Annotated in this window: 9 protein-coding genes and 1 pseudogene; 5 read left to right on the forward strand and 5 right to left on the reverse strand. The window is 55.6% G+C overall.

Features of this window, described 5'->3' with window-relative positions; genetic code table 11:
- Positions 1-446: 446 nt before the first annotated feature.
- Genes O7R11_RS14780 through O7R11_RS14790 form a run of 3 tightly spaced genes read right to left on the reverse strand, consistent with a single transcriptional unit; the run spans position 447 to position 4286 of the window.
- Entirely contained in the window at positions 447-2306 is a 1860-nt protein-coding gene (locus O7R11_RS14780; RefSeq protein WP_337998311.1) for an ATP-dependent helicase, read from the reverse strand.
- Entirely contained in the window at positions 2303-3385 is a 1083-nt protein-coding gene (locus tag O7R11_RS14785; RefSeq protein WP_337998312.1) for an ATP-dependent nuclease, read from the reverse strand. Before O7R11_RS14785 ends, O7R11_RS14780 begins: the two co-directional genes overlap by 4 nt.
- Positions 3351-4286 (reverse strand): AAA family ATPase, encoded by a 936-nt coding sequence (locus tag O7R11_RS14790; RefSeq protein ID WP_337998313.1) that lies wholly within the window; start codon positions 4284-4286, stop codon positions 3351-3353. The genes O7R11_RS14785 and O7R11_RS14790 overlap by 35 nt, the downstream gene beginning before the upstream one ends.
- 296 nt (positions 4287-4582) lie before the next feature.
- On the opposite strand from O7R11_RS14790, the gene O7R11_RS14795 reads away from it, so the two are divergent.
- Positions 4583-6067, forward strand: a complete 1485-nt coding sequence (locus O7R11_RS14795) for a toll/interleukin-1 receptor domain-containing protein (RefSeq protein WP_337998314.1) — start codon at positions 4583-4585, stop codon at positions 6065-6067.
- Positions 6064-7584 (forward strand): argonaute/piwi family protein, encoded by a 1521-nt coding sequence (locus tag O7R11_RS14800; protein WP_337998315.1) that lies wholly within the window; start codon positions 6064-6066, stop codon positions 7582-7584. Before O7R11_RS14795 ends, O7R11_RS14800 begins: the two co-directional genes overlap by 4 nt.
- Positions 7585-7741: 157 nt before the next feature.
- Here the strand turns inward: O7R11_RS14800 and O7R11_RS14805 are convergent.
- Both O7R11_RS14805 and O7R11_RS14810 read right to left on the reverse strand, forming a co-directional pair.
- Positions 7742-7936, reverse strand: a pseudogene (locus O7R11_RS14805) (integrase core domain-containing protein); the annotation flags it as partial.
- Between the two features lie 54 nt (positions 7937-7990).
- Positions 7991-8887, reverse strand: coding sequence for a WYL domain-containing protein (locus tag O7R11_RS14810; RefSeq protein WP_337998316.1), 897 nt, complete (start codon positions 8885-8887; stop codon positions 7991-7993).
- A gap of 119 nt (positions 8888-9006) precedes the next feature.
- On the opposite strand from O7R11_RS14810, the gene O7R11_RS14815 reads away from it, so the two are divergent.
- The 3 genes from O7R11_RS14815 to O7R11_RS14820 are packed head-to-tail and all read left to right on the forward strand — an operon-like array spanning position 9007 to position 11684.
- Positions 9007-10206, forward strand: a complete 1200-nt coding sequence (locus O7R11_RS14815; RefSeq protein ID WP_337998317.1) for a nucleotidyltransferase domain-containing protein — start codon at positions 9007-9009, stop codon at positions 10204-10206.
- Positions 10207-10212: 6 nt separating this feature from the next.
- Complete coding sequence (locus O7R11_RS14990; protein WP_476445265.1) at positions 10213-10671, forward strand: type II CBASS E2 protein; 459 nt, start codon at positions 10213-10215, stop codon at positions 10669-10671.
- 26 nt (positions 10672-10697) lie between these two features.
- A complete protein-coding gene (locus O7R11_RS14820; RefSeq protein ID WP_337998318.1) occupies positions 10698-11684 on the forward strand; it encodes a CBASS cGAMP-activated phospholipase in 987 nt (328 codons plus the stop codon).
- Positions 11685-11919 lie beyond the last annotated feature (235 nt).

Genomic DNA, 11919 nt, shown 5'->3' on the forward strand with positions numbered 1-11919 from the left:
CGGGGTGGAGCAGCCCGGTAGCTCGTCAGGCTCATAACCTGAAGGTCAGAGGTTCAAATCCTCTCCCCGCAACCAAAAATAAGCCGCTAACCCATTCGGTTGGCGGCTTTTTTGTGGCCGCGTGATGCTCCATGATCCAACGTAGGTCAGCGCACGGTAAGCGAAAATCCGCAAGCTCACGCTATAAACAGCAAGCTCGAAAGGGGCATGCAGAACCGGCCTCCAGTGCAAAATACAGCTTTTGCCGTGAGCCTTTTTGTGAGGACAAAAGGGTCGATTGCCGACAGTCGGCTTAGGGCCGTGAAGCTACAAGGGCGGACATTCCGCCAGCTAGGACTGAGGTGTTGAGATATCCCATTACGGCCATTGTTAGGCCGCCACAACGGCTGATGGGGACCCCTCATAGTAGCCAACCCCTGACCAAGTCTGCCGGGCCGCACGCGCACTTAGTCAGGAAGGATATCTGCCACACCGATATGATGAACCCCCGCCGGAGCAAGGAGATTTTCGATCCATACGACAGGTTGGCCGCGTTCAGCACATAAGGTGAAAAAAGCCCTCTGCTTTGCACGCGTGAAGGCGACAAAAAATGAGTTTAGCTCTTCGAGGCGATTAGGCGTCAGGCTCCACCATGTCTGGTTATCAAGCCCATAGAAGATGATCGTGTGGAACTCAAGGCCTTTGCTCTTGTGGATGGTCATGAGGGCTATTTGGCCGAAACCTTCGAAATCATCGAGAGCACCTGACCAAGTTTCCGCGTTCTCAAGAGACTCCTGGAGGAGCAGCTTGAATCCGTTCCAGACTCGATCAAAGTCGGGCTGCCTCTGATACGAAGGAAAAGCCTGACGCAGGGCCTTCAAGCCAACGAAATCGAGTGCAGCTTGCGCGACCGCTGCTGCGGAATCTGGGATAGGCTCGAGGTCTCTCAGGATGCGCCGCATTTCACGCACAAATTTTTGTAGCCGCCATTGCAAGAGCTGCTGTCCCGCTTCATCGTCGGGATCGACTGCTTCGAGAAACTGCAAGTCCAGCAGGGCAGCATTCCAGTTCTCGGGACTCCGGCTAGTGGCGCCAAGGCGCAACAGACGCAGGAGGATTTGCGCTAGGTCTTCGCCAAGCAAGTCCTGAATGGCGATATCGCCCACATTACGTGCGACATTCCGGAGCCTGAGCCCTCGGTCCTCAAAGGCAGCGGAGAGCTGGCCTTCAACTTCATCGGCTCGCATGCGCACAAGGATTGCCACATCGTGAGGCTCGACGTTGCCCGCCTGTACCTCACGTTCGATCCATCGCGCGAGGCAATCACTTTCTTCCTCCTCCATTCCAAATTCCCAGATGGCGGCAACTTCACCATCCACCAGCCGGTCAGCCCGCGCTTCCGGTTCCTCGACATTGGGATCAATCCTGCTCGCGATGACGTGCTGGATACGCACAAGATCCTCATGTGAGCGCCAGTTGCAGATCAGAGATATGCGCTGCGCGGCGAAGTGCTGCCCAAACTGCGCGAAGCCATCCGGCATGGCTCCGGCCCAGACCATGATTCGCTGCTTATCGTCGCCAACCGCCGTGAATACGGCTTCGCTGCCGTCAAACGCAGTACAGAGGAGTTGGAATTGCGCAAAGGTGGTGTCCTGAAACTCGTCGAGAAATACGATGGGATAGGTGGCATGCAGTGCCTTCAGAATAGAAGGATTCTCTCGGATCAGCAGTTCGACAAGCCGGTTAATCATTGCAAACGAGAGCAGTACATCGTCTTGATTGTTGTACTGCGCCCGCCAGTACGCAGCGACCACGGGTGGTAGCGGCGAGCCCTCATCAGCCACAGGCAATCGTGCCCTGGCTACCGCCCGTTCAAGTTGGTCGGCGTTAACGCCGTGGAATCCCTGCGCATCCAAAAAATCACGGTAGTCCTGCCGGCGTGGCATCACGATCCGGTAGTCCTCAGGAGGACGATATCCGTCGGGAATCGCCGCACGAAATCGGTCCACAAGGCTCTTCGCGAATGCGTCAAAGGTGTAGGAGATGAAGCGTCGCGCCTGCTCGGGTGGACAGCGTTTGGCTACCCGCTCGGCGAGATTGCGTGCCGCATCGCGCTTGAAGCTGATCGCAAGTATGCGTTTGGGCGCAGGGCAAAGACCGGTCTGGAGAAGATAGGTCGCCTTCTGCGCAAGGAATTCTGTCTTTCCTGCACCCGCGCCTGCTGTGACCAACGTGCTCCGCTTAACCTGCCGTAGCGCTTCCCATGCGCGCGGTTCGAGGTTATCAACGCCTTGCGGCCTCCAGTCTTCGGGACGCACCCTGCTCATTCATCGCCGTCCTCAAGACCAAGCGCTTCTTTCACTTGCTCGATGAGCGCCTTGATCTCAGCAGGTGCGTCCTCAGCAAGTTCGTCCCGCTCGATCCGCGCAAGAGCGGCAATATGGGTCTCGGGCTTGCTTCTGCTCAGAAAGAGGTACGGATACCATTTGAATTCATCGTCATAATTGTCGTCATAGAGGTCGGGATCGCCACCGGTCTTAAGCGTGGTAGCCTTCTTGTCTCGGATCGTATCAATGCCGCCGCGCGGGCCGCGCCCCCCGGGATACGGGTGCTGATAGGCTCCCGGAAAGGCGCTGAGCATGGCAAAATCGATATCCAGCGGAAATGAAACGAATATTCCTTCTTCCCTGAGAGCTTGCAGCCAGTCGTGGTTCCCGCCCTCGCCCAACAAATCGCTGTCCGCAACATCATCCACCTCATCGGGATCGATAGTGCCAGCCTCGACTAACGAATTCTCACTCAGGTCGCTGTCGATCTCCGCCAGCTTTTCGACGATGTCGGCGATAAGTGTTGCGCCGCCATGCGTGCGGCCAAGATCGAGGTCCAGCAGGGTCGCATGGGGAATGTGAAGATCGTTGAGAAGCCGCCAGAAGTGGCTAACATACCGCCCGCCGAGCGGCACGATGGGCACAAATGACGGGTCGAGCTGGACGCCCATCGCGTCGGCGACGCGTGGGATCACGAGGCGTTCGGAATCCCCTTCTCCAAGGATGACGAAGCGGGCGAAGTAAAGCTCCGGATAGGCCCTGATTGCGAGCCGCACATACTGGATTGCCTCGTCATCGCCCGGCATCGTGATCCTCCGGACATGGGCGCGTCGCGCGCGGCTCAAGCGGAAGTAACGCACCTCCTCCGGCTCTATGCGGCTGAGGATCGCCGGCGAGTGGCTTGATAGGGCCACCTGCGCGGACGCAAACGCACCGATTTCCCGAACCTGCGCGACAATGCGCGAAAGAAAGAACGGTGAAAGGCTGTTCTCCGGCTCCTCGATAGCAAGGAAGGTGAGGCTGGTCCGCCGCAGCTTGTCCTGATCAAACGCACTTTCGTCGGCAGCCTGAGCGAACACGTCCTTCTCGACTTCCAGAGTCGCCCGCGGTAAGAGCAATATGAAAGAGCGAACGCTGCCCGTCGCTGAGGTCCACGAGCGCGCGCTCCTGCCTAGCCTCGTCGGGGAAAAATGCAAACTCCGCTTTGCGGACCAACTCCTCGAACCGACTCTCGACCAAGCGCAGAACCGGCGTTGTGTCGGTATCTGCCTGATGGACCTGCCGCCAGCGCTTGGTAAGCCGCTCTATAATAAATTCTGCGGGCTCCTCACGCTCGAACTGCCGCTGAATTCCTTGGATACCTGTCGCGCTCCTGTCGCGGAATTCATCGGACCATCTTGCGGCCTGCCACAGCCGACTCTTGAGCAACGCCGTCACTTGCGCCGCCGCGTCGCGGACGGCCGGAACATAGATGAGCTGGATCGAGCCGCGCTCCACGGCCTGTACTCGCTTACATTCGTCCCACTCAAATTCGTCATCGAGCGTGGCGATCCATCGGAGATCCTCGTCGATGCTGCCATCCGGCGTGCCGTCGTCAATCCAGATCGCCTGAAGCCTTATCCTCGCCTTGAGCGGAGCACCCGGCGCAGAAGCGGCCATTTGCAGGAAGAATTCCGGAACGGCGTCCTCGATACCTTCTTCGTTGAGCCCCTCCAGCTCTGGAAACGAGAATACAGCCTCGATCGACAGGGTTGCTCCCGACTGAAGTCCTTGCTGGTCAGCAGGCACATGGAAATCCTGCCGTCGCACTGCGCGGTGTGTGGGTGTGACACCAAAGAGCCGTGACAGCCCCTGAAAGGCAGCAGTTTTACCAGAACCGTTGGCACCGACAAAGGTGGTGACCTCGCCTTGGAGCCTGATGGTTGCCCCCCGTGGACCGAAGCAACGAAAATTCTTGAGGATGAGCTTCTCTATCTTCATGGCAACCGTCCAAAACTATCGTCAAAAAAATAGTCGCGTTACACAGCAGTATGATTCGTACTCTCACAATTTCTTATCGGCCATTGACTGGGAGCATACCAATTGGGAAGCGATATGCTAATTATTAAGATCACACCGTTGGGCACGGCTTGAGCAATAGCAATCATGGGCTTCGGTCTCCATTGGATGAACCTAGGGGATACAGCAAACTGGGCGACGCTTCCATTAAAGTGAACAAAACATCAACTCTGATGTAGAATGGCAAATCGGCCAGAAAACAATCAAGGATATACAGAATGTCAGGGGAAGGGGAGCTGGGAAAAAGCGCCGTGCAGAATCGGCGTATCGTGTTCCTCAGTCACGCGACACCCGACGACAACGATATTGTGATCTGGCTTGGAGCTCGTCTGACGGCGGCGGGTTATGAAGTTTGGTCTGATGTCACTAGGCTGATCGGCGGTGAGATTTTCTGGAAGGATATCGACGAGGCGATCCGCCAACACGCAGCAAAGGTGGTTGTTTGCTTGTCAAAGGCCGCCGTGCAGCGGGAGGGAGTGAGGAACGAAATAGCGATCTCCATTGCAACCGGCAAAAAAATGGGGGTGGAGGAATTCACGGTCCCCGTCAGGATCGATAACCTTCCGTTCGACGAGTTTCCACCGCAGCTCATCAGCCGGAACGCCATCGATTTCTCGGGCAATTGGGCGTCTGGCCTGTCACGCCTCTTGGAAGTCCTCGAGAGAGATAAGGTACCGAAGCGGGATGGCGGCGATTTTCAAAAAGCGCTGGACGCGTGGCGCACCACTTTCCAGATTCGCGCCCGCGCTGTCGAGAAAAGAACAGAATACATCGAGTCTAACTGGTTGCCGATCATCGGGTTGCCGCCAGAGGTGCACCTATTCGGTATCAATGTGCCGGTTGTAATTGGCGACATTCCGAGAATGGCATCGGCAATCTCCGCCCCGCATTTTACCCACGGGCGCTTGATAGGTGGCGTGGCCGACCTCACAACATTCCAAGCCGAAATTGGCCCCAACGTGCCGCTTTCGGCGGAATACGCTATGGACATGCAGGCATTTCTAGCCGGAGATCGAGAAAGACGACCGTCGATCGATGGCCGAGACGCGAGAAATTTCGTCACGAGCATGCTTCGGCGAGCATGGGATCTCTCTATGAGCGACCGTGGGTTGTCTTCTTACGTCCTAGCGGATGGGTCGACTGTATGGTGGGTGCCGTCGGGCTTTTTACCGGAAGACAAGGTACATTTTACCAAACCTAACGGGCGACGCGGCTGGCGGCAACTCGTCGGACGGGACAATCCCAGAAATGTCTATTGGCATGTCGGCTTCGCGGCCCGCCCAATATTGACCCCACCATTTCGCTATGTGCTAAGGCCACACGTCATTCTCACGACCGACGGCAAAACGCCGCTCGACGACCGCAAGCGCATGAATGCGATGAAAAAGAGCGTGTGCAAATTGTGGTTCAATGCTCGGTGGCGCGATCTCGTTGCAGGCTTCGCCTTTTGGGTTGGGAATGGCGAGGAAGTGATGCCACTTTCCATGGGAGGAAGTGAGGCGGTTTGGATCAGCGCACGTCCGTTGCAGTTTTTGGCGCCGCTCGCACCCGTCGGCGAAACAGACGCCCAGGTATCCGGGGAGTTTTTGGACAGTAGTACGGACGATGAAGATGCCGACTTCGTAGCGGAGGTAAAAGCGGACCCATCTGTTCGTGATCTGGAAGAAGACGAAAGCGACCCGGAAACGGAGGATAGCGAATGACGGCCGCTATACAGCTAGACATATTGCCTGAGCCGCTGTTAGCGTTCGGCCACGACCAATCGCTTGAACACCCCAAGGATGGTTTGTTCCTGTATGGGCCGCTGCTCGATGCGGGAAAACCTGCAGAAATCAAATTCGGGGTGATTGGCACCGCAAACGGATTGGAACGGTTCCGCCGCTGGTCGGCGAAACTCCGTCATTATATTCCCCCATTTAAACTCGACGTCCCTCATCATGCAGCGTTTCCCGGTTTTGAGGCCGCTTTCGACACGGCATGGCCGGAGTGGCCGATGGCGGAAATTGAGGTGCAAGAGTCCTCAGTAGCTCACACGCTACGACTGTCGGACCGCCACGATGCGATCAAGCAAACTGTCGAGTTGTTCGCAAAGCCGATCCAAGCCTATCTGCGGCGAGAGGACGCGCAACCAACAATTTGGTTCGTGGTAATCCCCGAAGAGGTGCACCGGTACGGGCGTCCGAAGAGCAGTCCGCCCAAGGATGAACGTATTCCGTCCCAATTGAAACTGCCCGCGAAGACAGCAAAGCGCATCCTCAAGGAAGGCTCGCTTTTCGAAGAGGAGATGGAGATTGCCGAACTGTATCGCTACGAAGTCAACTTCCATCACCAACTCAAAGCGCGTTTACTAGCTGACCGCGCTGTCATCCAGATCGTACGAGAGACCACGCTCACGCCAGAGGATTTCATTACGAACGGAAGGCCGTTGCGGACGGTACAGGATCCGGCAACCGTCTCGTGGAATATTGCCACAACGGCCTTCTTTAAAGCAGGAGGCAAGCCATGGAAGCTGGCCTCGGTGCGGCCGGGGGTCTGCTATGTTGGTCTCGTTTTCAAGCAAGACGGTACTAATCCTTCGGCAGGCAATGCCTGCTGTGGGGCTCAGATGTTTCTCAATTCGGGAGACGGATTAGTGTTTCGCGGGGCCGTAGGCCCCTGGTATTCCGAGATGTCCCGGGAATACCACCTTAACCAGAATGCTGCGGCAGGGTTGATGAAGCTGATTGTCGACTCCTATACGGAAAGCAACGGCAGACCGCCCGACGAGCTTTTCATTCATGGACGAGCACGATTTGGAGCCGAAGAATGGGCTGGTTTTCGCGCCGCCGTGCCATCGGGAACAAACCTGGTCGGCGTTCGAATTCGCAGTTCCAACGACATCAAGCTTTACCGGCCTGACAAGCACCCGGTGATGCGCGGCACCACTTACAGGGTTAATGAGCGAATGGGCTATCTTTGGGCCAACGGCTTCATTCCGAGATTAAAGACCTATCCCGGCTGGGAAGTTCCCAATCCGCTGAGCATTCAAATCGATTGGGGTGAGGCCGACTTGCTGCGGGTTATGGAGGACGTGCTGGGGTTGACCAAGGTGAATTTCAATGCGTGCGTCTTCGGCGACGGTTGCCCGGTCACGCTGAAATTCGCGAATGCCGTTGGGGAAATCCTGACGGCGGCGCCAGTGCCGAATCTGCCACCTTTGCCATTCAGGCACTATATTTGACAGCGCGTGACTGCTTCTGGGTGGAGCCACAGAATCTCTGTATGTCTCGAGCAGGCGCATAACAGAACGGGCAAAAAAGGAGCCGGAAGCGGACCGTCCGCGCGCTCTTTGACCTTCTATGGGACTTTCATCCGGCTGAAAGTAGAGCCTTCGCCTTGAGTGCTGCGGCACGCGCCGCCGGTGTTTGGGATTCTGGGGCCGAATGCGGCTTGGTGGTGTTGTAGTCGGTATTCCAGGCGGTGATCACGACACGAGCCTGGGCCTTGCTTGCGAAGACCGTCTCGTTCAGAAGTTCATCCTGAATCCGCCCGTTGAAGCTCTCGACGTAACCGTTCTGCATCGGCTTGCCGGGGGGGGGCGATGTAGTGCCCCCGATCAGCTGGCCGGGTTCCGGTCTTTTGGCGCGCTACGGCATCTGTGCGGCCTTCCGTTCCTTCGTGGCACTGCAAACGGCTTCCCGTTTGGCGTTAATTTCGTTAAGATTTGTTAAATATAGCTGCTTTCGTTCTGGTCGTATGACACTACTGTCTAAATCTAAATTCAAGCGTTTAATCTGATAGAAAGCTAAAGCCAGGCGTGTTTCTAGGCGTAGCCTCCCATCTTTCATGCCAAAGTCGCACTCGATCGCACTCTTTTGGGCGTCATCAAGGTCTGGATGAGCGACTAAATCCAGGGTGACCATAGTCGACCATTCGAGGTCGTCCTCAGGTCGAGCTTTACTTGGTCGAGTTCCGCCAATCTCGCGAATGCGTGCGAGAACGAAGTCGCGAAAATCACCTTTATCTGCAGCCCAGGCTCGGACATGCCAACGATGTCCGTCGAATGCTAAAGAATGGGGCGCAATGTACCGGCGCCTCGTGTTGGTTAACGATTGGTATTCCACCTCAACCTCAAGGTTGTCCCTGATCGCAGCGAGCATTGTCCTCAAACAAGTAGGATCGACGCTTCTCGTAATAGGGGGAATTGTAGCGGTCGGTGGCAAATCCGGGAACCATGTATCCGTAATATCAAGCGCACCACTTAATATAGATCTGATGTGTAAAAGAACACGATCTGCGGATATTTTTGCAAATTTTGGCGTAAAATCATCAGATGTGATGTAGGTCTTTTCCGAGCTATTGTAAATAATATTTCCTGGGCATTCCTCCATATATTTATTTATATCTATGGATGCTTGAGGCGTCGAGATGCCAAATTCGTCTTCAATATCTTTCCGGTTAAGGCGTCCAAGCCAATATGCGCGCCATTCTATGAACTCGTAGCGGCGCGCGAGCGCGGGGCGGACATTGGGGGTGGCTGTCATCGTGTCATAATCCATATATTTTCTTGACGAGTCGCGTTTTTATATGCATATAAAAACTATAGGGTTGTACGTAACATGGCCCGATATGCTGCTTGGTGCAAGCCCCAAAGGAGGTGGTCATGCACATCGAAGGACTGCCTTCGCGGAAGAAGGTCGAACTTTTTGGAGTCTTGGAGCGACTTTGCGAGCGCCTCGAGCCCAGTGATACCCAGATGGAGCGGGCTAAGTCCAGCTACCAGGCGGTTGGTGAGTGGCTGGCTGGCGCCGAGGATGACTGGCTCGCAGCGAGCAGCATTTATCTGCAGGGCTCGACCGCGCTCGGCACCACGGTGAAGCCGATTGGTCAAAACGAGTATGACGTTGACCTGGTAAGCCACATTCCCAGCCTTGGTTCGTGGTTGCCGCCAGCTTTGTGCAAACAGCTAGTTGGTGATCGGCTAAAAGCCAACCAACGCTACAGCAAAATTCTTGAGGAAAAGCCTCGCTGTTGGCGCTTGAACTATGCAGAGGAATTCCATTTGGACATCACCCCCTCCATTCCGAACGCAGGTTGTTCCAATGGGGGAGAGTTGGTGCCAGATAAGACCGTGCAATGCTGGAAAGCGAGCAATCCCAAAGGATATCGCGATGCATTCAAGCGCCGAGGAGAACTCATTCCGCAGATGCGACTGAGGAAGAGCTTCGCAGATGAACTAGCTTTTGCTGAAGCAAATATCGAACCATTTCCGGAACGCCCTCGATTTAAGGGACTTTTGTGTCGCATCGTGCAAATAGCGAAGCGGCACCGCGATATCTACTTCCTCAATCGCGACACTTCCCTGGCTCCAATTTCGGTGATTATCACCACGCTAGCGGCATGGAGTTACGAATACTGCGTCCAAACAATGGTGTTCGATAGCGAATTGGATGTCTTGTGCGAGGTCATCCGCCACATGCCCAACTTCATCCAGCGGGGGGCGATGGGCAGTCACGTCAAGTGGATGATTTGGAACGAAACGACTGAGGGCGAAAATTTCGCCGAACGCTGGAACGTGGAACCGGCAAAGGCGCAGGCGTTTTTCGATTGGCATGCGGCAGCAGTGCGAGACCTTGAGCGCCTGAGCGTCACCGAAGGCCTCGACGTCTTGGGCAAGAACCTCACAGCGTCGTTTGGGCAGAACCCCGTCGAAGAGATTATCCAGGAGATGTTTGACGGCGTAGCGGCGGGGCGAAGCACCCATACACTTGTCTACTCCCCCGCGATCGGTTTGAAAAATGTGGCAACACCTACGCCTCGAGTGACTCCGGTGCGGAGCAATACGTTCTTTGGGGCCCCGTAAGCTTTGATGCACTTCGACCAACCCCGGCCACTGACGCCTGCGCAGCAATACCTCGCCCTCCGTTCTAACCCAGAGCATGAAGGCGATGGAAAACTGCACCGCAACATCCTCACATGGCACTTTCCCGTCATACCGACACCATTGAGCCGGTTGTACCGTGCACGCATCGACTATCGACAGGGAAAGCCGCCAGCGGTTTACGTCGACACCCCTGATCTCGTCGCCTTAGCTGATGGGCGCCCGCTTCCGCACGTTTATGAGCAATCTCCTCCCCGTTTGTGCCTTTATCTGCCCAACTCAAGAGAGTGGGGGCCATGGATGCGGTTGGATCAAACAATCGTGCCATGGACCGCGCTCTGGCTATTCTATTTTGAGGCATGGCTACTCTCGGGCGAATGGTCGGGAGGAGGGGTACATCCCTCGACGCGAGAGCGGCCGAACCGCTGGAAGCGCAAGCGAACATAACGCCTGAAAAAAGGAGCGATCAGAGCATGCCCTGTAACCAAGATAGGCTGTACCGCATTTTGTGCCTGGACGGTGGCGGTATCCGCGGCGTGTTTCCGGCAGCTTTTCTGGCCCGACTGGAGGAGCATCTTGAGTACCCGATCGGTCGTTACTTTGATCTGATTGCAGGGACCTCGACCGGAGGCATCATTGCCATTGGCTTGGGACTGGGATTGTCGGCTAGCACCATCCTTAAGCTCTATGAAGAGCGTGGCCCGGCGATTTTTGACCAGCAGCACGGGGCTATTCGAAACTGGTTTCACCAGAGGTGGAAAAGTGTACGGCACTGGTTCGGAAGCAAATATGAGGCGACAGAACTGCGCTCAGCTCTAGACGACATCCTTGGCAAACGGCGTCTCGGGGAAAGCTCGACACGCCTATTGATCCCTGCCTGGCATCCAGTACTGGAGCGTGTCTATATCTACAAAACGGCACATCACCCCCGGCTGGAGACCGACTTTAGGCAAATGGCGGTGAACGCCGCCATGGCTACAGCTGCCGCTCCGACTTTCCTGCCATCGCATCACACTTCGGATCAGGTCGAATTGATCGATGGCGGCGTATGGGCAAATAACCCTATTGGGGTCGCAGTGGTCGAGGCAATTGGGGTGCTTGAGTGGCCGTCCGACCGCTTGAAGGTGCTCAGCATCGGAACAATTGCCGACGTCAAAGCACCACCCCGTTGGTCCGGTAAATTACCGATGACCTCCCATGTCACTCGATTGTTCATGGCTGGACAATCGGATAGCGCGCACGGCACTGCAAAAATCCTTACCGGAGATGGCCACGATCATCAGGCGATTTGGCGCGTGGATCAGGTGGCGCCGTCGGGCCGATATACGCTGGATAATGCCGGTCGTATTGCTGAGATGAAAAACCGTGCAATCGTTGAGGCCCGAGAGCAACTTCCGGAACTGCGGCGGCACTTTTTTAACAGTCCTGCTGAGATATTTACCCCCTATCACGCGCTTTGATCGTGATCTAAAAGTTTAAGGAAACGCAACTTGAAATAATCAAATAAGCATAAGGGCTAATGTTAATATAGACTTATCCATCATAAGAACCACACATATCATGTGGATAAATGGTCTGTGTTCCAAAGAGAATATAACTTTCTTGATGATGAAAGTGGGTAAGCGTCATCTGATGGCTGCCTTGCGGGGGATGGCGTGCCCTGCGTGAATGACCTGTTGCTACGGCGAGAGGTCA

This window comes from Oleispirillum naphthae (genome assembly GCA_027864655.1).
GTDB classification, from domain to species: Bacteria; Pseudomonadota; Alphaproteobacteria; order Rhodospirillales; family Rhodospirillaceae; genus Oleispirillum; species Oleispirillum naphthae.